This is a genomic window from Aeromonas sp. 11P (assembly GCF_051920165.1).
In the GTDB taxonomy this organism is placed as follows: domain Bacteria; phylum Pseudomonadota; class Gammaproteobacteria; order Enterobacterales; family Aeromonadaceae; genus Aeromonas; species Aeromonas veronii.
Genome location: NZ_JBQBDJ010000004.1, coordinates 4,769,399 through 4,793,637, shown reverse-complemented (window position 1 = coordinate 4,793,637; position 24,239 = coordinate 4,769,399). Strand labels below are relative to the sequence as shown.

General features: G+C 62.1%; 19 protein-coding genes. All 19 read left to right on the top strand.

The annotated features are described in order from the left end of the window. Positions 1-27: 27 nt before the first annotated feature. The 19 genes from ACTG1P_RS22120 to nuoN all read left to right on the top strand — a co-directional run bounded on the left by ACTG1P_RS22120 (position 28) and on the right by nuoN (position 24,130). Positions 28-2,166, top strand: a complete 2,139-nt coding sequence (locus ACTG1P_RS22120; protein ID WP_440000163.1) for a TonB-dependent hemoglobin/transferrin/lactoferrin family receptor — start codon at positions 28-30, stop codon at positions 2,164-2,166. Then, positions 2,166-4,172: a prolyl oligopeptidase family serine peptidase gene (locus tag ACTG1P_RS22115; RefSeq protein ID WP_440000162.1), complete on the top strand. Its 2,007-nt coding sequence runs from the start codon at positions 2,166-2,168 to the stop codon at positions 4,170-4,172. Before ACTG1P_RS22120 ends, ACTG1P_RS22115 begins: the two co-directional genes overlap by 1 nt. Further along, positions 4,129-6,615, top strand: coding sequence for a proprotein convertase P-domain-containing protein (locus ACTG1P_RS22110; RefSeq protein WP_440002260.1), 2,487 nt, complete (start codon positions 4,129-4,131; stop codon positions 6,613-6,615). Before ACTG1P_RS22115 ends, ACTG1P_RS22110 begins: the two co-directional genes overlap by 44 nt. 59 nt (positions 6,616-6,674) lie before the next feature. Then, positions 6,675-8,114, top strand: a complete 1,440-nt coding sequence (locus ACTG1P_RS22105; RefSeq protein WP_440000160.1) for a DUF1566 domain-containing protein — start codon at positions 6,675-6,677, stop codon at positions 8,112-8,114. Between the two features lie 13 nt (positions 8,115-8,127). Then, a complete protein-coding gene (locus tag ACTG1P_RS22100) occupies positions 8,128-8,697 on the top strand; it encodes a DUF1566 domain-containing protein (protein WP_167558476.1) in 570 nt (189 codons plus the stop codon). Positions 8,698-8,738: 41 nt separating this feature from the next. Further along, positions 8,739-8,978 carry a hypothetical protein gene (locus tag ACTG1P_RS22095; RefSeq protein ID WP_440000169.1) on the top strand — a complete coding sequence of 80 codons (240 nt, stop codon included), beginning with the start codon at positions 8,739-8,741 and terminating at the stop codon, positions 8,976-8,978. Positions 8,979-9,078: 100 nt separating this feature from the next. Beyond that, the gene (locus ACTG1P_RS22090; RefSeq protein ID WP_005344919.1) at positions 9,079-9,483 is read left to right on the top strand and encodes an NADH-quinone oxidoreductase subunit A; all 405 of its coding nucleotides are present in this window, start codon (positions 9,079-9,081) and stop codon (positions 9,481-9,483) included. A 29-nt stretch (positions 9,484-9,512) separates the two neighbouring features. Next, the gene (locus ACTG1P_RS22085; RefSeq protein ID WP_005344917.1) at positions 9,513-10,187 is read left to right on the top strand and encodes a NuoB/complex I 20 kDa subunit family protein; all 675 of its coding nucleotides are present in this window, start codon (positions 9,513-9,515) and stop codon (positions 10,185-10,187) included. 2 nt (positions 10,188-10,189) lie between these two features. Then, entirely contained in the window at positions 10,190-11,995 is a 1,806-nt protein-coding gene (gene nuoC / locus ACTG1P_RS22080; RefSeq protein WP_440000158.1) for an NADH-quinone oxidoreductase subunit C/D, read from the top strand. Between the two features lie 80 nt (positions 11,996-12,075). Then, positions 12,076-12,618, top strand: a complete 543-nt coding sequence (nuoE, locus tag ACTG1P_RS22075; RefSeq protein ID WP_005337236.1) for an NADH-quinone oxidoreductase subunit NuoE — start codon at positions 12,076-12,078, stop codon at positions 12,616-12,618. After that, a complete protein-coding gene (gene nuoF / locus ACTG1P_RS22070; protein WP_236292646.1) occupies positions 12,615-14,000 on the top strand; it encodes an NADH-quinone oxidoreductase subunit NuoF in 1,386 nt (461 codons plus the stop codon). Before nuoE ends, nuoF begins: the two co-directional genes overlap by 4 nt. Before the next feature lie 41 nt (positions 14,001-14,041). After that, positions 14,042-16,798 carry an NADH-quinone oxidoreductase subunit NuoG gene (gene nuoG, locus ACTG1P_RS22065; RefSeq protein ID WP_440000157.1) on the top strand — a complete coding sequence of 919 codons (2,757 nt, stop codon included), beginning with the start codon at positions 14,042-14,044 and terminating at the stop codon, positions 16,796-16,798. Next, positions 16,795-17,763: an NADH-quinone oxidoreductase subunit NuoH gene (gene nuoH, locus ACTG1P_RS22060; protein ID WP_042019045.1), complete on the top strand. Its 969-nt coding sequence runs from the start codon at positions 16,795-16,797 to the stop codon at positions 17,761-17,763. The genes nuoG and nuoH overlap by 4 nt, the downstream gene beginning before the upstream one ends. Positions 17,764-17,773: 10 nt before the next feature. After that, entirely contained in the window at positions 17,774-18,316 is a 543-nt protein-coding gene (gene nuoI / locus ACTG1P_RS22055) for an NADH-quinone oxidoreductase subunit NuoI (RefSeq protein WP_005337245.1), read from the top strand. A gap of 10 nt (positions 18,317-18,326) precedes the next feature. Beyond that, positions 18,327-18,878 (top strand): NADH-quinone oxidoreductase subunit J, encoded by a 552-nt coding sequence (gene nuoJ / locus ACTG1P_RS22050; RefSeq protein ID WP_440000156.1) that lies wholly within the window; start codon positions 18,327-18,329, stop codon positions 18,876-18,878. Continuing rightward, positions 18,875-19,183 (top strand): NADH-quinone oxidoreductase subunit NuoK, encoded by a 309-nt coding sequence (nuoK, locus tag ACTG1P_RS22045; protein ID WP_005337247.1) that lies wholly within the window; start codon positions 18,875-18,877, stop codon positions 19,181-19,183. The genes nuoJ and nuoK overlap by 4 nt, the downstream gene beginning before the upstream one ends. Beyond that, a complete protein-coding gene (gene nuoL / locus ACTG1P_RS22040; RefSeq protein WP_440000155.1) occupies positions 19,180-21,027 on the top strand; it encodes an NADH-quinone oxidoreductase subunit L in 1,848 nt (615 codons plus the stop codon). The genes nuoK and nuoL overlap by 4 nt, the downstream gene beginning before the upstream one ends. A gap of 98 nt (positions 21,028-21,125) precedes the next feature. Further along, a complete protein-coding gene (gene nuoM / locus ACTG1P_RS22035; RefSeq protein ID WP_440000154.1) occupies positions 21,126-22,670 on the top strand; it encodes an NADH-quinone oxidoreductase subunit M in 1,545 nt (514 codons plus the stop codon). Beyond that, a complete protein-coding gene (gene nuoN / locus ACTG1P_RS22030) occupies positions 22,667-24,130 on the top strand; it encodes an NADH-quinone oxidoreductase subunit NuoN (RefSeq protein ID WP_440000153.1) in 1,464 nt (487 codons plus the stop codon). Before nuoM ends, nuoN begins: the two co-directional genes overlap by 4 nt. Positions 24,131-24,239 lie beyond the last annotated feature (109 nt).

Below are 24,239 nucleotides of genomic sequence, written 5' to 3'. Positions count from 1 at the left end.
CAGGCTTAAATAAAAACAATTATCATTATGAACAAACTGCTTCAGGCATGGCCGGCACTCCTGTGTGCCTCCGCTGGCGCGGCCGATCTCCCCCCTGTGGAGAAGGCTCGCAGCGACGACACCATCATTGTCACCGGGCAACGGGTACAACAGAAACTCTCCGATGTCTCCGGCTCCATCACCGTCATCACCCAGGAAGAGCTGGACCGTCAGGTCGCCAGCGAGCTGACTCATGTGTTTCGCAAGATCCCCGGTGTCTCGGTCACCGGCTCTGCCGGGCGACCGCAAAACATCAGCGTGCGCGGCATCGGTGGCAACCGTATCCTGCTGATCAAGGATGGAGTGCGCGTCAGCGACGGCTTTGGCGCCGACAACATCAATGACAAGGTGGGTCGCTTCAACTTCGATCTCGATGACATCAAGCAAATTGAGGTGGCCAAAGGGGCTGGCTCCTCCCTGCATGGCTCCGATGCCATCGGCGGCACCGTGGTGATGAATACCAAGCAGCCGGAAGATTATCTGCAACAACAAGATAGCTATCTGGCGGCCAAGACTCTCTACGGTGGCGACAGCAACAAGAAGAAGCTCAGCATGACCGGCGCGGTACGGGCACTGGAGAGCGAACATCTGTTACGCCTCTCCGGCTGGCGCGGCAACGAAACCGCCAACTTTGAAGAGAACCGCATTCCGGCGGATCTGGATGGCATGAGCGCCTCCACCAGCAGCCGCCTCCCCCTCAATGCCCATCACGCTCTGCGGCTGGAGCTGGACTACTACGAGGATCACGCCAAACGCCAGATGGGGCCCAAAGCGGTGCCCCAACCCGATGGCAGCTGGGACGTGGTCGGTTTTCAGGAAGATGGCGATCAGCACACCCAGGGCGGCAAGTTCAGCTGGGAGGCCAGCGATCTGGGCATGGTTGATACCCTCAACTGGAGCCTGTTTGGCAACCAGTCACGCAACGAAGCCAACCAGCGCCAGCTGCTGCGCAACGATGCCCTGAGCGGCTATCCCAGATATCGCAGCCAGCGCACTCTCTCCACATTCGAGGAGCTGCGCCTTGGCAGCGAGCTGGAGTTGCAGAGCAAGCTGAGCACCGGCTCGCTGGAGCACACCTTCAGCTACGGTGTGGAAGTGGAGCAGGCCAACCACGAGCGACCGGTCAGCAATCTGACCCTGGAAGATGGCATCACCACCCAGGGACAGAAAGCCCCCTTCAGCAAGGCCGAAACCCGCCGCGATGGCATCTGGCTGAGCGATGTGATCGATCTGGGCAACTGGCAGTTTACCCCGACCCTGCGCTTTGACCGCCAGCGCCTGCGCGCACCGGACAGCAATCTGGCCGAGAACCACAGCGACCACATCTCCCCCAGTGTGGCGGCCAGTTACCGCTTCAACGAGACATGGCGCAGCTGGCTCAGCTATGCCAACGGCTTCCGCGCCCCCGCTTACGATCAGGTTTACGGCAACATTCCCCACTACTTTGCCATGCCGCCGTTCGAGATCATTGCCAACCCCAACCTCAAGGAGGAGACCAGCCACAGTCTGGAGTGGGGAGTGAATGGCCAAAGCGACAACTGGAGCGTCAAACCGGCCGTTTTCTACAACCGCTACTACAACTTCATCGACTGGCGCCAGACCGGTTTCCGCCTCGATGATGGTGTCTTCCTGCGCCAGTATCGCAACGTTGCCAAAGCCGAAACCTGGGGCGCCGAGCTGGCCGCCAGCCTCTGGCTGAACGACGAGTGGGAACTTTCGACCAATCTGGCCTGGATGGATGGCAAGGATCACCGCGGTGAACCGCTGCGCACCCAGACACCGCTGGAAGGCAACACCACCCTGCGCTGGCAACAGCTCGACTGGGGGGTTGAGCTCAGTGGCAATTATGCCGCCGCCATGACCAAGGTGCCCCAGTGCGCCAATGCGCAGACTGGCTACAACGGTGCCTGCCAGAGCAGCGCAGGCTGGTTCAGCCTGGATCTCACCGGCGACTGGCAGATCACCGAGGCGCTCAAGGTCAATGCCACCATCGGCAACCTGCTCGATACCCGCTACGTCCGCTATCAGGATGTCGCCGGACTCCCGGCGGGCAGCGACACCTCCCTCTACAGCCAGAGCGGCCGCTACCTGTCAGCTAGCCTCAGCTACCGTTTCGTGGGGATGTGATGAAGCATCATGCAATCATGGCGGCCCTGTTGGCCGCCCCATTGGCGTGGGCGCAAGAGGCCCTGCCACCGCCGATCCCGTCCCAGCCACACCTGATTTCAGGCAATCCCGTACGCCAGGATCCCTACTTCTGGTTGCGGGACGAGAGCCGCAGCAACCCGGCCATTCTCGCCCTGCTCAAGCAGCAAAATCGCTGGAGCGAGCAGCAGCTCGCCGCGCAGCAGCCGCTGGAAGCAACCTTGCGCGCCGAGTTTGCCCGTCATCCGGCGGGGGAATCTGTGCCAGAGAACTGGCTTGTCCGCGGCGATCAGGCATGGCTGCTGCGCCCGGATGGCTCACTCTGGCAACGCCACGGGGGCAAGGTGCAGCAGCGGCTTCCCGCCAGAGCGGGTGAGGGCTATTACGAAGCGGGCGGCTGGGCCCTGAGCCCGGATAACCGCACGCTGGCCATCGCCGAAGACAGGCGCGGCGATCTCGACTATCAGGTTACCCTGCTCGATCTCCAGAGCGGCAAGGCGCTGGCCAGTTTGGCGCAGCGCAGCGCTGATCTCGCCTGGTCACAAGATGGTCGCACCCTCTACAGCATCGCCAACGAGCGCTACACCCTGCGCCCCTGGCAGCTGCGCGGCTGGCAGAATGGCCAGGAGCAGACTCTCTATGAGGAGCAGGATCCCGCCTGGCTGCTCAGCCTCTATCGCACCACGGATGGCCAGCATCTGGTGTTGCAGGGCAACAACCACGACAGCTCGGAGCAGTACCTGCTCGACTCGTGCAAGCCGCAGCAGGTCAAACCCCGCCAGCGCGGGGTGGAATACTATCTGGACAGCCAATCCGGCTGGGTGCTCAAGAGCAACCGGGAGGGGGCGTTTGCCCTCTACTCAGCCAGCACGCCGCTCGGTGAGTGGCAGCGCCTCTGGCCCAGCGCCGGGGAAGATCTCGGCGATCCCGAGAAGTGGCGACTGTTTGATCGCCATCTGGTGGTGCAGTTTCGCCAACAGGGGGAGGATTGGCTCGCCTTGCTCGATCGCAACGGCCATGAACGCCAGCGCCTGCCGCTGGCCAGTGGCGCCGGAACCGGCTGGCTGCAAGGAGAACATGACCCGGCCAGCGACCGCATTCTGGTGCGCAGTCAGGGCTTGAGCCAGCCCCCCGGCCAGCGCTGGCTGGATTTAAACAGCGGCCAGTGGATCAACGACCAGCACACCGCTGGCAATAAAGCAGTGCCCTATCAGAGCGAGCGGCGCTGGATCACTTCTGCCGATGGCGCCCGGGTGCCCGTCTCGCTGGTGTGGCGCAAGGATCTGGCCCCCCGCGCCGTACTGCTCTATGGCTATGGCGCCTATGGCACGCCGATGCGTCCCTACTACCAGAAAGAGCTGCTGAGCCTGCTGGATCGGGGCTTTGTCTACGCCATCGCCCATGTGCGCGGCGGCGGCATGCTGGGGGAGCAGTGGACCCGCGACGGACGGGGCATCCACAAGCAGAACGGCATCAGCGACTTTATCGCCGCCGGTAACGCCCTGCGCCACTGGTCGCTCGACGCCGCTCCCCTGCCCCTGTTTGCCATGGGGGGCAGCGCGGGGGGCACGCTGGTTGCTGCGGCCCTCAACCAGCAACCGACACTCTTTAGCGGCGCCGTGTTGCAGGTCCCCTTCGTCGATATGCTCGGCACCATGAGCGATCCTGCCCTCCCCCTGACCCGTCAGGAGTATCAGGAGTGGGGCAACCCGGCCAGGCCTGCAGAGTATCAGGCGATGCGCCGCATCAGCCCCTACGACAACCTGCACCGCGCCCCCTACCCGCCCCTGCTGGTCACTACCGCCCTGCACGACAGCCAGGTGCCCTACTGGGAGCCGGTCAAGTGGCTGGCTCGCCTGCGGGAGCACAGTACGGGCTCCGGCCCCTACCTGCTGCTGACCGAACTGGAGGGAGGCCACCGCGCCGGTGGTGGCGATCGGGCTCGTGAATTTGCCTTCTTGTTGCATCTGGCGGGGATCAATCAATGACCCTGCCACTGATTGGGAGTACCACTATGAAACCCCTGTTGCCCGCCCTCTTGCTGGGGCTGGCTGGCTTTGCCACTCAGGCCGCCGAACTGCGTTTGTCGAACAGGACGCCCCGACCGATCCCCGCCTCTGGCTCGAACAGCAGCTCGGCGTCACCCTGAGTGATGCCCCGGCCTATCAGCGCCAAGGCAAGCTGGGCCACTATCTGCACTATCGCCAGCAACTCAATGGCGCACCGATCGCCGGCCTGATGGCCGCCGTCAGTCTCGATGAGCAGGGTCGTCCGTGGCGCCTTTATCACAATACCCGACTGATGCAGGCACAGGCGACGCCATGTGATGAGGCAAGCCGCGCCGGGGTGGATGCCTATACCGCCACGCTGGATGGCGCTGTGTGGCAATTCGCCAGCAGTGACGAGGCCCAGCCCTGGTACTGGCAGGATGGCGACACCCTGACCCCCGCCTGGCGTCTGCTGGCGGTGGAAAGCCAGCCGGGCAACAGCAAGAGCAGCCACTGGCAACTGTTTGTCACCTGCGATGGCAACGCCCTGCTGGGGCGCACGCTGCAAGAGGCCAATACCCGTGCCGAAGCGGTCCCGCTGGCAGGGGAAGAGGCCACGGTGCAGGCCCGCATCTTTGCCCTCGATCCACGCACCCAGCTGCAAGATGGCAACCTGCTCTGGCGCCATGATCTGGTACTGGACAACGGGGCCTATCGCACCGTCCCGCTCAGGGTACAAAAGGTGGATGACACCTACCTGCTGAGCGGCCCTCGCGCCCGGGTCGTTGATGGCACGGCGCCGGAAACCGTTCCCTTTAGCAGCCCTGATGTCGATGGCTTCCAGCTGGATCACCAGCAACCCGCCTTCCTCGATATCAATGGCTACTACCATCTGGATCTGGCCCAGCGCCATGTGGAATCCCTGGGCTACCCGGCACTGATGGGCGGCCCCCTGGCCATCGATACCGATGCCGGGGAGCAGGACAACTCTCTCTATGACCCCTTCCTGCGCCGGTTGGAGATTGGCCGGATCGGGGTACCCGATGCGGAAGATCCCATGGTGATCTGGCACGAGTTTGGCCATGCGGTGCAGCACCATATCCTGCCCGACATGGGAGACGAGGGTGACTGGGGCGCCATCGGCGAGGGCTTTAGCGACTATCTGGCCGCCAGCTGGCGCCAGCGTAGCCCAGAGGCTCGCCAGTTCGAGCCTTTCATGGTCTTCAACTGGGATGCCAGGATCAGCGGCCGGACGCCCCGTCAGCTCGACGATCTGCGGGCGCGCTATCACCCGGGCTTCCTCTATCCGGCTCACCTCACTATCAACGGCAGCAACGGCGACCAACTGTGGGGCACCCCGCTCTTCACCGCGCTGCGCCAGGCTGTTGAACAGTATGGCGAGGTAGCCCGTGACGAGTTCGATACCTTGCTGATCGAATCCCACTTCGGCCTCGGCCCGCAGGTGCGGATGCCACAGCTGGCGCGCGTCACCGTGGATACCGCCAACCGCCTCTACCCGGACCGCAGCTATGGCAAGCTGCTGGAGCAGGCCTTCCGCCACCACGCCCTGCTGCCCACTCCCATCGCGGCCCGCCTTGCCGATGACAGCTACCTGCTGCCCGGGGAGAAAAAGAGCCTCGCCATCGAATTGACCAACCAGAGCGGCCGCCCCCTGACCGTGGCTGACGCCAGCCTGCTCCCGACCAAGGGGCTCATGGGTGACGGTCACTGGCAGGGAGAGCTCAACGCCGATGGCACCGCCCGCTGGACCCTGCCGCTGGAAGCGGCGAGCAACCTGACCTGTGGCGAGGCGGTCACCTTGCCGCTGCAGTTCCAGCTCACCCTACCCAGCCCCACCGAGCGCCAGACCCGCCTTGACCTGCAACTGCCGATCGGTGAACTGCTCTGGCAACGGGCCATCGGCCAGGGTGGCCAGATCAAGGATGCGGTGAGCGATGAGCGGCACGGCCTGTCCCGCTTCACCCTCACCCTACCCGAGAGCAAGGCCCGCATCGACAGCGGATTCGTGGTCGCCCTCGATCTGGAACACAGCAAACTGGAGCAGCTGGAGATCTGGCTCACCTCCCCTTACGGCACCCGGATCAGTCTGTGGAACAAGGGCTACGCCAGCCATACCCGGCTCAAGGGGGAGTTCCCCCGTGAACTGGTACCGTTCGAATCACTCGATAAGCTGCACGGCGAACCGCTCGCTGGCCGCTGGCTGCTGGAGATCAACGACACCAGCGCCGGTGACACCGGTCAGTTGCGCAGCTGGCACGTAGCCCAGCAAGTCGGCGCCCGCTGCGACAAGGATGAAGCCCTGCCCAACACCGGCATCATCCCCCTTGAGCAGGATGAAGGGGGTGGCGGCACGACTTCCCCCCTGTTGCTGTTGCTGGCCCTGTGGCCCCGCCTCTGGCGCCGGAGCACCCCGCGTCGTTGAATCCTACACCACGGGGGTTACCGCCCCCGTGAACCTGTGACCGAATCAAGGAATGTGAAGTGAAACCATCCGTACTGGTTATTGCAACCCTCTCAGCCCTGCTCAGCGCCTGTGGCGGCGGGGAAGATAACGCACCACTGGCGATCCCGGACTACCGGGTCGATGTCGCCCTGCCGACTGCCGGTACCCTGTGCGCCGATCTGGATCAGAACTGGCAATGTGATCCTGCCGATCCTGCCGTCAGCGGCGAAGGCGTTGTGGCCCTGGTCAGCCGTTCGGCCAACATCGTCAACTCGCCCCTGCTGTTCGTACCGAGAAGCGGAGGCCTGCTGCTGGCACATCCGGCCGCCAAAGGGGATCCACAACGGCTACAACCGACCCTGCTCAGCACCCTGTTGCAGAGCCGCATTGCCGAAGGGGTGGCCGCCGATCGCGCACTGACACAGTTGCTGGCCGATCTCGCCCCGCTGCAACCGGGCGGCGATCTCGCGGCCCTCGCAGGTCTCGGCCAGTTTGATCAGGCGCTGCAACAGGTGGCGATCAGCTTGCAGCAACAGGCCCGCACACGCCTCATCACCGCCAAGGAGACCCAGTTGCTCACCACCAGCTATCGCGCCATCAGCCTGATGCTGGCGCAATTGGCTCAGGAGTGGCAGCGCAACGGCCAGTTTGCTGAAGAGACCCAAAGCGAACTGCTGACCCTGCTGGTGCAGCAGCAGCCACGCAACCTGCTGACCGTCACCGGCGTCACCACCTTCAGCGATGGCAATGACCCGCTGCTGGAACAGGAACCCGCCGACTATCCGGGACAAGATGCCAGCTGGAATCACACTCGTCCCCAACTTGCCTATCGTAAACTCGATGATCGCGGTCAGGTTCTCCCCGACAACGCGCCGAGCTGGCAGTGCGTCAAGGATCTCAATACCGGTCTGGTGTGGGAGGTCAAATCGGACGATCCCTTGAGCCCGGCCTGGAAAAGCAGGCCCTTTGCCTATGAGGATGAGCAGTTCAAGGCGACCGCAGGCGAGCAGCAAGAGGCCTACCAGCATATTCATAAGAGGATCGAACAGCTCACCGACGAAGGAGATCTGGCGGCCCTCGCCCGAGCACAGGCGCTGACCACCATGCTGACCACCCGCGCGTATCAGCAGTGGCTCAATGGCGAGCAGCGCTGCGGCATCAGCCAGTGGCGGCTGCCCACCATGGGTGAGCTGATGTCACTGATGCACTACGGTAGCCTGGCCAAGGACCCGCTGGGTCAGCGCATCATCGTGGATACCCGTTACTTCCCGGATATCGCCTCCTCGGAAGATGACACCTACCATGGCTACTACTGGAGCGCCACCAGCAACACCGCCCAGCGCTTCTCCGGTGGCCCCATCAGCAAACGCACAGTCCTGCTCTTGGGAGAAGATGCGGGCACCACCTATCCCGCGCGGGTGCAGCAAGATACCTATATCGAGCTGATGCAGGTACGACTGGTCGCCACTCCCCAATAATCCGAGGAATATCATGAGCCTTTATCGCTTTTCATTCGCCATGCTGGCACTGCTGGCCCCCCTGGCCCACGGTGCAGCCATTTGTGATGACACCATGGATCGCACCGCCCCCTCTGCCCGTTTTCTTGACCATGGCAACGGCACCGTCACGGATCAACACACCGGCCTCACCTGGATGCGCTGCAAACTGGGACAGACATGGAGTGGCAGCAGTTGCCTGGGGGAACCGACCGTTTACTACTGGCAGCAGGGGCTGCAAGTGGCGGAGCGGATCCGCAGTGATAGCCGCCATGCTCTCTATCACTTCGGTGGTATCAGCCAGTGGCGTCTGCCCGACATCAAGGAGCTGGCGACCCTGGTCGAGCATGCCTGCTACAAGCCCTCTCTCAATGAAGCCATTTTTCCGCGCGCCATGGCGGGGGGCGGTAAAGAGGTCAATGAGGGTTATGTCTATCTGATGAGCAGCACGGTAACCTCCGCCAATGGTCAGCGGGCGTATCTGGACATCACCTCGGGAGATATCGGTCTTCGCGCCATTGGCGCCTACCCGGATCAGGTCTTGCTGGTCGCCAATAAACCCTGACCGCCCCACGCTCGAAACCGGAACGCGATGACAGGAGAGGCTTGAAAGCCTCTCTTTTTATTGCTCTTGCCGCCCCCCCCTACCTCACCCGCCATCACGCTCTTCTCCCGCCTGTGCCCCCTGCCCGCGATACCGGCCTGATCCGGCTTCGCACGGGACATTTACCCCTTTCAGGTGATGGCGAGGAGCAGCGTTCTGCGCTTTCCAAGCCTTTGCCGCCCGCCATAACCAACAAAAAAGTGCGCTTCTTAACAAAATTTAATTACCGGTTAACCGATTAATAATTAACCCGTAAAAATGACATGTAAATCAGTGCGAAAGTGTCATAATGCGTAACATTATTGTTAAGTCGCTTGATTAATTTGGTTAGGAAAAACCTCTATGTTTGCTGATATTTCTGCTCAACATTGGGCTTTTGCCATTTATGTCATCGGTGCCATCACCATCTGTCTGGTGATGATAGGTCTCGCCGCCCTGCTGGGAGGTCGCGCCTACGGCCGCACCAAGAACAAGCCATTTGAATCCGGTGTCGACTCGGTCGGCAGTGCCCGCCTGCGTTTTTCCGCCAAGTTCTATCTGGTCGCCATGTTCTTCGTCATCTTCGACGTCGAGGCGCTCTACCTGTTTGCCTGGTCTGTCTCCGTGCGGGAGAGCGGCTGGGTCGGCTTTATTGAAGCCACCATTTTCATCGGACTGCTGCTTATCGGCCTGATCTACCTCTGGCGCATCGGCGCACTGGACTGGTCACCGCGCAAACCGCAGTTGAACAACAAAAACAGTGATTGAACCACAGACCCTTTCCTTGAGGTTGCACCATGAAGTACACCCTGACCCGGATTGACCCGGATGCACCCGTTGAGCGCTACCCCCAGGAGCAGCGCCAGACCGTCGATGACCCACTGGCGCAAGAAGCGACGCGCGGCATCATGATGGGCCGCCTCGAGGAGGTGCTGCAAGACACAGTCAACTGGGGCCGCAAAAACTCCCTCTGGCCTTACAACTTCGGCATCTCCTGCTGCTACGTGGAGATGTGTACCGCCTTCACCTCCCCCCACGATGTGGCCCGCTTCGGCGCCGAAGTTATCCGTGCCTCGCCCCGTCAGGCCGATTTCATGGTGATTGCAGGGACACCCTTCATCAAGATGGCGCCAGTCATCCAGCGCCTGTATGAACAGTTGCTCGAACCCAAGTGGGTGATCTCCATGGGGGCCTGTGCCAACTCCGGGGGCATGTATGACATCTATTCCGTGGTGCAGGGGGTGGACAAGTTCCTGCCGGTCGACGTCTACATTCCGGGTTGCCCGCCCCGTCCCGAAGCCTTTTTGCAAGCCCTGATGCTGCTGCAGGACTCCATCGGCAAAGAGCGCCGCCCCCTCTCCTGGGTAGTGGGCGATCAGGGAATCTACCGTCCCCAGATGCAGGCCGAAAAAGAGCGCAAGCGCGGCGAACGGATCAATGTGACCAACCTGCGCACGCCGGATGAGATCTGACCATGAAACTGACTCGTGATTTTCCCAGCAATTACGCCATGGCCCAGTGGCAGCCCAGCGACCACAAGGATGCCAAAGTCATTGGCGAACTGTTTGCCCACTTCGGGGCCGAGCACTTCACCGTGCAGACCACGCGCACCGGCGTGCCGGTGGTCTGGATCCCCCGCGAACTGCTGCAGGATGTGATGGGCTTTTTGCGCAAGGTGCCCTCCCCGTTCGTGATGCTCTTTGATCTGAGTGCGACTGACGAGCGGCTGCGCAGCCATCGCGACGGTCTGCCCCAGAGCGATTTCACCGTCTTCTATCACCTCATCTCAATCGACCGTAACGCCGATGTGATGTTGAAAGTGGCGCTGGCCGAGAGTGACCTGCATCTGCCCACCATCACCAACCACTTCCCCAATGCCAACTGGTACGAGCGGGAAGTGTGGGATCTGATGGGCATCACCTTCGATGGCCACCCCCATCTGACCCGGATCATGATGCCCAAGAGTTGGCAGGGTCACCCGCTGCGCAAGGATTACCCGGCGCGCGCCACCGAATTCGATCCCTTCATGCTCGATGCCGCCAAACAGGACATGGAGCAGGAGAACCTGCTGTTCAAACCGGAAGAGTGGGGGCTGGCCCGCGGCAACGAGAATGAGGACTACATGTTCTTGAACCTCGGCCCCAACCACCCCTCTGCTCACGGCGCCTTCCGGTTGGTGTTGCAGCTCGATGGCGAGGAGATCCGCAACTGCGTGCCCGACATCGGCTACCACCATCGTGGTGCCGAGAAGATGGGCGAGCGCCAGTCCTGGCACAGCTACATCCCCTATACCGACCGGGTCGAGTATCTGGGCGGGGTGATGAACAACCTCCCCTATGTGCTGGCGGTCGAGAAGCTGGCCGGCATCAAAGTGCCGCAGCGGGTCGACATGATCCGGGTGATGATGGCGGAGCTGTTCCGCATTCAGAGTCACCTCTTGTTCCTCGGGACCTATATTCAGGACGTGGGGGCCATGACGCCGGTCTTCTTCACCTTCACCGACCGGCAGAAGATCTACACCATCATCGAAGCGATCACCGGTGCCCGCATGCATCCGGCCTGGTTCCGTATCGGCGGTGTGGCCCACGACTTGCCGAAGGGATGGCAGCGGCTGGTGCAGGACAACCTGTTGAGCTGGTTGCCCAAGCGCTTGATGGATTACGAAAAAGCGGCGATGCGCAACAGCATTCTGCGCGGTCGCACCATAGGCGTCTCTTCCTACACCACCGAGCAGGCGTTGTCCTGGGGCACCACGGGGGCCGGATTGCGCGCCACCGGCCTCAACTTCGACGTGCGCAAGTGGCGCCCCTATTCGGGCTATGACCAGTTCGACTTTGAGGTGCCAGTCGGCAGCAATGGCGATGCCTACGACAGAGCCACCGTGCGGATCGAGGAGATCCGCCAGAGCATGTCGATCATCGAGCAGTGCATGAAGAACATGCCGGAGGGCCCCTTCAAGGCGGATCACCCCCTCACCACGCCACCACCGAAAGAGCGCACCCTGCAGCACATCGAGACCCTGATCAACCACTTCCTGCAAGTGTCGTGGGGTCCGGTGATGCCCGCTGCCGAGTCGTTCCAGATGATTGAGGCGACCAAGGGGATCAACAGTTACTACCTGACCAGCGACGGCTCCACCATGAGCTACCGGACCCGGATCCGCACCCCGAGCTTTGCTCACCTGCAGCAGATCCCCTCGGTGATCAAGGGCAGCATGGTGTCGGACCTCATCGTCTATCTGGGCAGTATCGATTTCGTTATGTCGGATGTGGACCGTTAAGTGATCCTGCCTCCCGGCCATGGCCGGGAATTCGGATCACCGGACGAGCAGTAAAAGGACAAGCCACCAAAGGTCAAGTCATGAGCCAGCAATGTCAGTGTCACAATAATCAGACCCCACAGGGGCAAGGGGCATGCAGCAGCAAACAGGACGACTTCGTTCTGAGCCAGGCTGAACGCGATGCCATCGAACACGAGAAACACCACTACGAAGATCCCCGCGCCGCCAGCATCGAAGCGCTCAAGATCGTGCAGCAGGCCAGAGGCTGGGTCCCCGACGGCGCCATTCATGCCATCGCGGCCGAGCTCGGCATTCCTGCCAGCGACGTGGAGGGGGTCGCCACCTTCTATAGCCAGATCTTCCGCCAGCCGGTGGGGCGTCACATCATCCGCGTCTGCGACAGCATGGTCTGCTACATCAATGGCCATGAAGATCTGCTGGCCGGTCTCAAGGAGGTGATGAACCTCGGCCCCGGTCAAACCACCCCGGATGGCCGCTTCACCCTGCTGCCGGTCTGCTGCCTTGGCAACTGCGACAAGGGGCCAGCGATCATGATCGATGACGACACCTATGGCGGCCTCGATCCGGTGACCTTGCTAAAAACCCTGGAGGCTTACCCATGAGCCTGCCGCAGAACAAGATCCTCGCCTCTCTTGGCACAGCCAACCGCACCCCGCGTGCGGCCGAGACCCACCCGCTTACCTGGCGGCTGCGGGATGACGGCCAGCCGGTGTGGCTGGAGGAGTATCAGGCCAAACAGGGCTATGAAGCGGTGCGCAAGGCGCTCGGCCAGATGAGCCCGGACGAGATTGTCAGTACCGTCAAGGATGCCGGTCTCAAGGGGCGTGGCGGCGCGGGCTTCCCCACAGGTGTGAAGTGGGGGCTGATGCCCAAAGACGAGAGCATGAACATCCGCTACCTGCTCTGCAACGCCGACGAGATGGAGCCCAACACCTGGAAAGATCGCCTGCTAATGGAGCAACTGCCCCATCTGCTGATCGAAGGGATGATCATCTCGGCCCGGGCGCTCAAGGCCTATCGTGGCTATATCTTCCTGCGCGGCGAATACGTTGATGCCGCCATCCACCTGCGTCGTGCGGTGGAAGAGGCAAAAGCCGCCGGTTTGCTTGGCAAGAACATTCTGGGCTCGGGTTTTGACTTCGAGCTGTTTGTTCACACTGGCGCCGGTCGCTACATCTGTGGCGAAGAGACGGCCCTTATCAACTCGCTGGAAGGGCGCCGTGCCAACCCGCGTGCCAAACCCCCCTTCCCCGCAGTCTCAGGTGTCTGGGGCAAACCCACCTGCGTCAACAACGTCGAAACCCTCTGCAACGTCCCCGCCATTATTGGCAACGGGGTGGCCTGGTATCACGGGCTGGCCCTGCCGGGCTCGGAAGATCACGGCACCAAGCTGATGGGCTTCTCCGGCAAGGTGAACAACCCCGGGGTCTGGGAGCTGCCGTTTGGCATTACCGCCCGCGAGCTGTTTGAAAACTATGCCGGCGGCATGAAGAGCGGCTATCGCCTGAAAGCCTGGCAACCGGGCGGCGCGGGAACCGGTTTCTTGCTGCCGGAGCACCTCGATGCCCAGATGTATACCGCCGGTATCGGCAAGGTGGGCACCCGGATGGGGACTGGTCTTGCCATGGCGGTGGATGACTCCATCAGCATGGTCTCCCTGCTGCGCAACATGGAGGAGTTCTTCGCCCGCGAGTCGTGTGGCTGGTGCACGCCCTGTCGCGATGGCCTGCCCTGGAGCGTCAAGCTGCTGCGGGCACTGGAACGTGGCGAAGGGCAATCCGGCGATCTGGCGACTCTGGAACAACTCTGCGGTTTCCTTGGCCCGGGCAAGACCTTCTGCGCCCACGCACCGGGCGCCGTCGAGCCGCTCGCCAGCGCCATCAAATATTTCCGCTCCGAATTCGAGGCCGGGATCAAAGGCAGCGGTGATAACCGCAAGCCGGTCAAAGGGATCCAGCCCAATCTGCTGGGCGAGCGCTGGTAACGACACCACAGATTTCACAAAACAGGTTTCAGGGAAGTTGTATGGCAACCATTTATGTAGACGGCAAAGAGTACGAGGTAGACGGAGCAGATAACCTGCTGCAAGCCTGTCTGTCGCTGGGTCTGGACGTCCCCTATTTCTGCTGGCATCCGGCGCTGGGTAGCGTTGGCGCCTGCCGCCAGTGTGCGGTCAAACAGTATCAGAATGCCGATGACAAACGCGGTCGTCTGGTCATGTCTTGCATGACCCCGGCCACCGATGGCAGCTACATCGCCATCGAGGATGAAGAGGCTAAAGAATTTCGCAAGAGCGTGGTGGAGTGGTTGATGACCAACCACCCTCACGACTGCCCGGTGTGTGAAGAGGGCGGCGCCTGCCACCTGCAGGACATGACGGTGATGACCGGCCACAACAGCCGTCGCTACCGCTTCACCAAACGCACCCACCAGAATCAGGAGCTGGGCCCCTTCATCGGTCACGAGATGAACCGCTGCATCGCCTGCTACCGCTGCGTCCGTTACTACAAGGATTATGCCGGTGGCGAGGATCTCGGGGTCTATGGTGCCCACGACAACGTCTATTTCGGGCGGGTCGAGGATGGCACCCTGGAGAGTGAATTTTCCGGCAACCTGGTGGAGGTCTGCCCCACCGGCGTCTTCACCGACAAGACCCACTCCGAACGTTACAACCGCAAGTGGGACATGCAATTTGCCCCCAGCATCTGCCAGCAATGCTCCGTGGGCTGCAACATCAGTCCGGGCGAGCGTTATGGCGAGCTGCGCCGCATCGAAAACCGCTTCCACGGCAGCGTCAACCACTACTTCCTCTGTGACCGTGGCCGCTTTGGCTATGGCTACGTCAATCTGGCGGACCGCCCGCGCCAACCGCAGCTCAAAGATGGCAACGACCAGCTGACCATCACGGTCGATGGCGCCCTCAACCGCGCCGCCGATGCCCTGCGCACGGCCCGTGGCCTCATCGGCATCGGCTCGCCCCGCGCCTCGCTGGAGAGCAACTTTGCCCTGCGCGAGCTGGTGGGGGCAGACAACTTCTACGCTGGCGTCGAGCAGGCCGAGTGGGAATGCCAGCAGAAGATCCTGCAGATCCTGCAACAGGGCGGCGTGCCGACCCCGAGCCTGCGGGACATGGAAGAGGCCGACGCCATTCTGCTGCTCGGCGAGGATGTCACCATGAGCGCCGCCCGTATCGCGCTGGCGCTGCGTCAGTCGGTCAAGGGCAAGGCTCGCGAGCTGGCCCGCAAGATGAAGGTCGATCTGTGGCAAGTCGCCGCCGTTCAGACCCTGGGTCAGAACGAGCGCTACCCGCTGCTCATCACCAGTCTCGACACCACCCGTCTTGACGATGTGGCGGCCGACAAGCTGCACGCCCCCTATGCCGATCAGGCGCGCCTTGGCTTTGCCATCGCCCACCTGCTCGACCCGAGTGCACCGGCCGTGGCCGATCTCGGCCCCGAGCAGCAGGCACAAGCGACTCGCTGGGCCGAGCTGCTCGGCAACGCCAAGAAGCCGCTCATCATTGCAGGCTCCACTGCCCGCGATGTGGCGCTGCTTGAGGCGGCCAGCAACATTGCCCGCGCCCTGAAAGGCCGAGGTCTGGAAGCCAACATCGCGCTGGTTGGCCAGGAGGCCAACTCGCTGGGTCTGGCCATGCTGGGCGCCCAAACCTTGTCAGACAAGCCACTCGAAGCCGCCCTTGCGCGTATCGAGTCAGAAGAGGGGTTGGCGCTGGTCACCCTGGAGAACGATCTCTACCGCCGCGCGCCGCGCAACCGGGTGGATGCTGCTCTGGCACGGCTGCAGCACCTGCTGGTCATCGACCATCAGGCGACCCCGACCGCCAACAAGGCAGATCTGGTGCTGCCAGCGGCCAGTTTTGCCGAGGCCGATGGCACCCTGGTGAACATGGAAGGGCGCGCCCAACGCTTCTTCCAGGTCTATGCGCCCGCCTTCTACAACGCCGATATTCAGGTGCGTGAAGGGTGGCGCTGGCTGGCGGCGCTGCAGGGGGCGATCGAACGCAAGCCGCTGCGCTGGCAGAACTTCGACCAGGTCAACCATGACTGCGCCACCAGCCATCCGCTGCTGGCTACCATGCTGGAAGCTGCGCCCAACGCAGGCTTGCGGATCCGTGGCATGCGGCTGGCCCGTGAGCCGCACCGCTACAGCGGCCGCACCTCCATGCTGGCGGATCAGAACGTCAGCGAGCCACGGGTAGCGCAAGATCCCGACTCCCCCTTCAACTTCTCCATGGAAGGGTATGCCGGAGCCCGTCAGCCGCTGCCGCAAGTACCGTTCGCCTGGGCGCCGGGCTGGAACTCTCCCTCCGCCTGGAACAAGTTCCAGGATGAAGTGGGTGGCAAACTGCGTGCTGGCGATCCGGGTCGCCGTCTGCTGGAAGTAACAGACCCGCAGGCCGAAGGCAAGGAGCCGCTCGGCTGGTTCACCACCATCCCCGCCCCCTTCAAGGCCACAGAGACGCTGCAAGTGGTCAATTATGCCCAGCTGTTTGGCGGCGAGGAGCTCTCCGCTCGCAGCCCGGTTATTCAGGCCCGGATGAACGAACCCGAGCTGGTGCTCAATCCCCTTGATGCAGAGCGTCTTGCCCTCCACGGGGGCAGTCAGGTCTCCTTCTCCTGGGGCGGTAGCCACTGGCAACTGCGCCTGCGCCTGAGCGAACAGCTGAGCACCGGTCTGGTGGGGCTCCCCCTTGGGGTGAACGGCCTGCCGACGGCCCTGCAACAAGCCTCAATCACTAACCTGCAGGAGGTGATCGCATGAGCGAGTCGCTGATCGATCTGTTGCTGGAGGTAGGCAAGGCACTGATCGTGCTGGTGGGGATCGTAGGGGCGGGCGCCTTCATGAGCTTCATCGAGCGCCGTCTGCTGGCCCTGTGGCAGGATCGCTACGGCCCCAACCGGGTGGGGCCGTTTGGTCTGCTCCAGCTGGCCGCCGACATGATCAAGATGTTCTTCAAGGAGGACTGGATCCCGCCGTTCGCCGATCGGCGGATCTTTATCCTGGCCCCAATCATCGCCTTCACCGCCTTTATTCTGGCGTTTGCGGTGGTGCCCATCACCCCCACCTGGGGCGTGGCGGACCTCAATGTGGGACTGCTCTACATCCTGGCCATCGCGGGGCTGGCGGTCTATGCGGTGCTATTCGCCGGTTGGTCGAGCAACAACAAATACTCCCTGCTTGGCAGCTTGCGCGCCTCGGCCCAGACCCTCTCCTACGAGGTATTTCTCGGGCTCTCCTTGATGGGGATCGTGATCCAGACAGGCAGCTTCAACCTGCGGGATATCGTCGAGGCACAGGCAGACTTGTGGAACGTGGTGCCTCAGATCCTGGGCTTTGTCACCTTCCTGTTTGCCGGTGTCGCCGTCACCCACCGTCACCCGTTTGACCAGCCGGAAGCCGAGCAGGAGCTCGCCGACGGCTATCACATCGAGTATGCGGGGATGAAGTGGGGTCTCTTCTTCGTGGGCGAGTATATCGGCATCGTGCTGATCTCCTCGCTCATCGTGACCCTCTTCTTCGGTGGCTGGCACGGCCCCTGGCTGCCTCCCTTCATCTGGTTTGCCCTGAAGACCGCCTGTTTCATGGTGTTCTTCATCCTGCTGCGGGCCTCCCTGCCTCGCCCGCGCTTTGACCAGGTGATGTCGTTTGGCTGGAAAGTCTGCTTGCCGCTGACCCTGATCAATATGCTGATCACCGCGGCAGTTGTACTGATAAGTACGCAGTGAGGCACTCATTATGAAAATTGTTAGCATTATTCAGGGTGTCGGCACCCAGTTACGCAGCCTGGCCATGGTCTTCTCCCATGCCTGGCGGCCCCGTGAAACCCTCAACTATCCGGAACAGGCAGTCTATGCCGCTCCCCGCTACCGCGGTCGCATCGTGCTGACCCGCGACCCCGACGGGGACGAGCGCTGCGTGGCCTGCAACCTCTGTGCGGTCGCCTGCCCGGTCGGCTGCATCTCGCTGCAAAAATCCGAGCGGGAAGATGGTCGCTGGTATCCGGAATTCTTTCGCATCAACTTCTCTCGCTGCATCTTCTGCGGCCTGTGTGAAGAGGCTTGCCCCACCACCGCCATCCAGCTGACGCCGGATTTCGAGATGGGTGAGTATCGCCGCCAGGATCTGGTGTACGAGAAGGAGGATCTGCTGATCAGCGGGCCCGGCAAATACCCGGACTACAACTTCTATCGCATGAGCGGGATGGCCATCGACGGCAAACCGAAAGGGGATGCCGAAAACGAAGCCAAACCCATCGATGTCAAGAGCCTGCTGCCCTGAGGAGTCAATCATGGAACTGGCATTTTATGCCTCGGCCCTGGTGGCCATTTACAGCACGCTGCGGGTGATCAGCACCAGCAATCCCATGCATGCGCTGCTCAATCTCATCATCTCCCTCATCGCCGTGGCCATGATCTTCTTCTGCCTGGGCGCCGCCTTTGCGGGCGCCCTGCAGGTGATCGTCTACGCCGGCGCCATCATGGTGCTGTTCGTGTTCGTGGTGATGATGCTGAACCTGGGTTCAGCGCAGGCGCAGGAGAAGAACTGGCTCACCCCCATGACCTGGGTAGGCCCTGCCCTGCTCTCGCTGATCCTGCTGGGCTTTTTGGGCCACGGCATTCTCGGGGTGACCGGGGGCCTGATCGGAGTGACCGAGGTGACCGCCAAGCAGGTCGGTATCGAACTCTTTGGCCCCTATGTACTGGCCGTGGAGCTCGCCTCCATCCTGCTGCTGGCGGGTCTAGTGACCGCCTATCACCTGGGTCGGGAAGACAAGAGCGGTGAAGTGCTCTCCGTCCCGCGCTCCGCATCCCGCACTGCACAAGAAGGAGGTCAGCAATGAATGGAATCCCTATGGAGCACGGGCTTTTGCTGGCCGCGGTGCTCTTCTGCATCGGCTTGTGCGGTCTGCTGATCCGCCGCAACCTGCTCTACATCCTGATGAGTATCGAGATCATGATGAATGCCTCGGCACTGGCGTTTGTGGTGGCAGGTAGCCGCTGGGCCCAGGCCGATGGCCAGATCATGTATATCCTGGTGATTTCTCTGGCGGCAGCGGAGGCCAGTATCGGCCTCGCCCTGTTACTGCTGCTCTATCGTCGTTACCACACCCTGAACGTGGACACTGTGAGCGAGATGCGCGGATGAGCCTCTTATATCTGACTTTTCTATTTCCGCTGCTGGGATGGCTGGTGCTGGCCTTCTCCCTCGGCCGGTTTGGCGAGCGTACCTCGGCGCTGATCGGGGTGGGTTCCATTGGCCTGTCGGCCCTCACTACCCTGTGGGTGGGCATCGACTTTGTGGGCAACCCGCCCGAGGGGGGCGTCTATGTCCAGCGCCTGTGGCAGTGGATGGCGGTGGGCAACTTTACCCCGAGCTTCTCACTGGCACTGGATGGCCTGTCGCTGACCATGCTGGGAGTTGTGACCGGGGTGGGTTTCTTCATCCACCTGTTCGCCTCCTGGTATATGCGCGGGGAAGAGGGCTACTCCCGCTTCTTCACCTACACCAACCTCTTTATCGCCAGCATGCTATTTCTGGTGCTGGCCGATGACCTGCTGTTTGTCTACCTCGGCTGGGAAGGGGTGGGGCTGTGCAGCTACCTGCTGATCGGCTTCTACTACAAGGATCGCAACAACGGCGCGGCGGCCCTCAAGGCCTTTATCGTGACCCGGGTGGGTGATGTCTTCCTCGCCATCGGCCTGTTTATCCTCTATCGGGAACTGGGCACCCTCAATATCCACGAGCTGCTGGTGCGCGCGCCCATCATGTTTGCCGAGGGCTCCCCTGCCCTGTCGCTGGCCTGCCTGATGCTCCTGGGCGGCGCGGTCGGCAAATCGGCACAGCTGCCGCTGCAAACCTGGCTGGCGGATGCGATGGCAGGCCCGACCCCTGTCTCAGCGCTGATCCATGCCGCCACCATGGTGACCGCCGGTGTCTACCTGATTGCCCGTACCCACGGCCTGTTCCTGCTGGCGCCAGAGATCCTCCATCTGGTCGGGCTGGTTGGCGCCATCACCCTGGTGCTGGCAGGCTTTGCCGCGCTGGTTCAGACCGATATCAAGCGGATCCTCGCCTACTCCACCATGAGCCAGATTGGCTACATGTTTCTGGCTCTCGGTGTCGGCGCATGGGAAGGGGCAATCTTCCACCTGATGACCCACGCCTTCTTCAAGGCGCTGCTGTTCCTCTCCGCCGGTGCCGTTATCGTTGCCTGCCACCATGAGCAGAACATCTTCAAGATGGGTGGCCTGCGCAAGAGTTTGCCGCTGGTCTATGCCTGCTTCCTGGTGGGGGGCTCGGCGCTGGCGGCGTTGCCGCTGGTCACTTCCGGTTTCTACAGTAAGGACGCCATCCTGTGGCAAGTAGAAGCCTCTGGCCAAAGCGCGCTGCTGTGGGCAGGTCTGGTAGGGGCATTCCTCACCTCGCTTTATACCTTTCGGCTGATCTTTATCGCCTTCCATGGCAAAGAGCAGACCAAAGCCCATGCGGGCCACGGTCTGGCTCACCATCTGCCGCTGCTGGTATTGCTGGTGCTCTCCACCGGCATAGGCGCGCTGATCACCCCGCCACTGGCAGGTGTACTACCCGCAGGCCCGGGGGACCATATAGAAGAGGGTCGCCATGCGCTGGAGGTAGCCTCCGGCATCATCGCCATTGCCGGCATTGCGCTGGCCGCGTTTCTGTTCCTTGGTGAGCGCCGTCTGGCCACCTCCATTGCCAACAGTGCGCCGGGTCGCCTGCTCAGCACCCTCTGGTTCAATGCCTGGGGCTTTGACTGGCTCTACGACCAGCTGTGGGTCAAACCCTATCTGCTGGCAACCCGTCTGGTCGGGCAGGATCCGCTGGACTGGATGATGGGCCTGCCCGCCTGGCTTGCCCTGCGTGGCAACCAGCTGCTGGCCTGGACCGTGACCGGCAAGTTGCGCTGGTATGCCGCCTCCATGGGGATCGGCGCCGTGCTGGTGCTGGCGCTGTTGCTGCTGGGGTAACGCGATGAACAACCGGACAATCATACAGCCAGGCTGTTTGCTTTCCCTGATGGAACAGGGAGCGCAATCTCATATGAACTTGAACGAGAGCTGATACCGTGACCTTACTCTGGATCTTGCTAATTCCTTTTATCGGCGGCTTACTCTGCTGGCAGATGGAGCGTCTCGGCGGGCCGTTTGTCCGCTGGGTAGCCCTGCTCTCCATGAGCGCCAGCCTGCTGCTCTCCTGTGCCATCTGGCTAAGTGGAGACTTCTCCCTTGCCACCACGGGCCTCGACAGCGCGGGCGTCTCCGGTGCTGCATCCGCCTGGGCCGCCGAGTGGCGCCTGCCGTGGATCCCCCGCTTCGGCATCTCTTTGCATCTGGCTGTGGATGGCCTGTCGCTCTTGATGGTGATCCTCACCTGCTTTATCGGGGTGCTGGCCATTCTCTGTTCGTGGAAAGAGATCGTGCAGCGCATCGGCTTCTTCCACCTCAACCTGCTCTGGATCCTGGGCGGCGTGCTCGGGGTCTTTATGGCGCTGGATCTGTTCCTCTTCTTCTTCTTCTGGGAGATGATGCTGGTTCCCATGTACTTCCTGATTGCGCTCTGGGGCCACTCGGTCACTGACGGCAAATCACGGATCAACGCCGCGACCAAGTTCTTTATCTACACCCAGGTGAGTGGCCTTATCATGCTGGTGGCTATCATCGGGCTGGTGCTGACCCACCAGCATGCCACCGGAGTCTTCACCTTCAACTATCTGGAGCTGCTCAATACACCGATGAGCAAGGGCGTTCAGTGGCTGCTGATGCTGGGATTCTTTATCGCCTTCGCGGTCAAGATGCCGCTGGTACCGCTGCACGGCTGGCTGCCGGATGCCCACAGTCAGGCGCCGACCGCAGGTTCGGTGGATCTCGCCGGTATTTTGCTCAAAACCGCCGCCTACGGTCTGCTGCGCTTTGCCTTGCCGCTCTTCCCCGAAGCGTCCGCCGAATTTGCTCCCTACGCCATGGTGCTTGGCCTGATCGGGATCGTCTACGGTGCCATCGTGGCCTTTGCCCAGACCGACATCAAACGGCTGGTGGCCTACACCAGCATCTCCCACATGGGCTTTGTGATGATCGCCATCTACTCGGGTAGCGAAGTGGCCCTGCAGGGCGCCGTGGTGCAGATGATCGCCCACGGTCTCTCCGCTGCCGGCCTCTTTATCCTCTGCGGTCAGCTCTACGAGCGGTTGCACACTCGGGATCTGCGCCTGATGGGCGGCCTGTGGGGGCGCCTGCGCTATCTGCCCGGCGTGATGCTCTTCTTCTCGGTGGCGTCGCTCGGCATGCCGGGCACTGGCAACTTTGTCGGCGAGTTCCTGATCCTGGTCGGCAGCTTCCAGGTTGCCCCGGTCATCACGGCGGTCGCCACCTTCGGTCTGGTACTGGCCTCGGTCTACTCCCTCATCATGTTGCAGCGCGCCTGCTTTGGCCCTACCAAGGATGAGAGCGTGCTCAAGGGACTGGATCGCCGCGAGCTGACCATGATGATGGTGATCGCGTGCTTGCTGGTTCTGCTTGGCCTCTATCCCCAACCCGTGATTGATACCGCCAGCAGCAGCCTCATCAATGTGCTGCACTGGTATCTGCTGCCGACTGCTGGAGCCCTGCAATGACTTTCTCCGCTTCCCAACTGCTGGCACTGCTTCCCCTGCTGTTGACCACCGGGGCCATGGCGGCCCTGATGCTGGCCATCGCCTGGCGCCGCTGTGTCACTACCGCCTTTACCGTGACCATTGTTGGCCTCAACCTGGCGCTCTTCTCGCTGCCCATCGTGATGGCGCAGGGGGACCAGGGGGTCACCCCGCTGCTGCAAGTGGACAGTTACGCCGTCTTCTACATGGGACTGGTAGTGATAGGCGCCCTAGCCACCTGCACCTTCGGCCAGTCGTGGCTGAAAGCCTACCCGGACAACCGGGAGGAGTTCTTCCTGCTGCTGCTGATCGCCACCGCTGGTGGTCTGGTGCTGGCCTGCTCCCGTCACCTCGCCTCTCTCTTTATCGGGATCGAGATGCTGACCCTGCCAATGTTCGGTCTGGTGGGTTACGCCTACCGCGAGCGCCACTCGCTGGAAGCCGCGGTGAAATACATGGTGCTCTCTGCCGCCGCCACCGCCTTCCTGTTGTTTGGCATGGCGCTGCTCTATGCCCAGGCAGGCAGCCTGAGCTTTGCCGCCCTGGGGCAGACCCTGGCCGAGAGCCCGGCTCACCACCCACTGCTGATGGGCGGTTTGGGGTTAATGCTGGTCGGCTTTGCCTTTAAACTCTCCTTGGCCCCCTTCCACCTCTGGACCCCGGATGTCTATGAAGGTGCCCCGGCACCGGTCGCCACCTTCCTCGCCACCGTCAGCAAGGTGGCGGTCTTTGCCGTGCTGCTGCGCTTCTATCTGGCGGTACCGGCGGCAAGCGATCCCATGATCCACTGGCTGCTGGCTGCCATGGCGGTCATCTCCATCCTGGTCGGCAACCTGCTGGCACTGGTGCAGACCAACGTCAAACGGATGCTGGGTTACTCCTCCATCTCCCACTTCGGTTACCTGCTGGCGGTGATCGTGGCGAGCCGCATCGGCCAGATGCCGGTGGAAGCAGCCGGGGTCTACCTGCTGATGTATCTCTTCACCAGTCTGGGTGCCTTTGGCGTGGTGAGCATGATGTCGAGCCCCTATCGCGGCAAAGATGCTGACTCCCTGCACAGCTATCGCGGCCTGTTCTGGAAGCGCCCTTACCTGACAGCCGTGCTGACGGTGATGATGCTATCTCTGGCCGGTATTCCGATGACGCTCGGCTTTATCGGCAAGTTCTACCTCATCGGTGTGACCGTCGAGGCGCAGCTCTGGTGGCTCTCCGGTGCCATCGTGCTCGGCAGCGCTCTGGGTCTCTACTACTACCTCAAGGTGATGGTGACCCTCTATCTGCGCGAACCGGGCATGCAGCAGCGGGATGCCAGTGCCGACTGGGCACTCTCTTCCGGTGGCGTGGTAGTGCTGCTCTCTGCCGCCCTAGTGGTGTTGCTGGGGCTCTATCCCCAGCCGGTCATCAGCCTGGTACAAGGGTTCCAGCACGTGGTATTGCAGTAACCTTCACAGACGTTCCCCCTCACCATTACCCGCAAAACCGGCAGCCTTGGCTGCCGGTTTTTTTATCGAGCCCTTCCCCTTAAACCATTTACAGGGCTTGAATCGATTC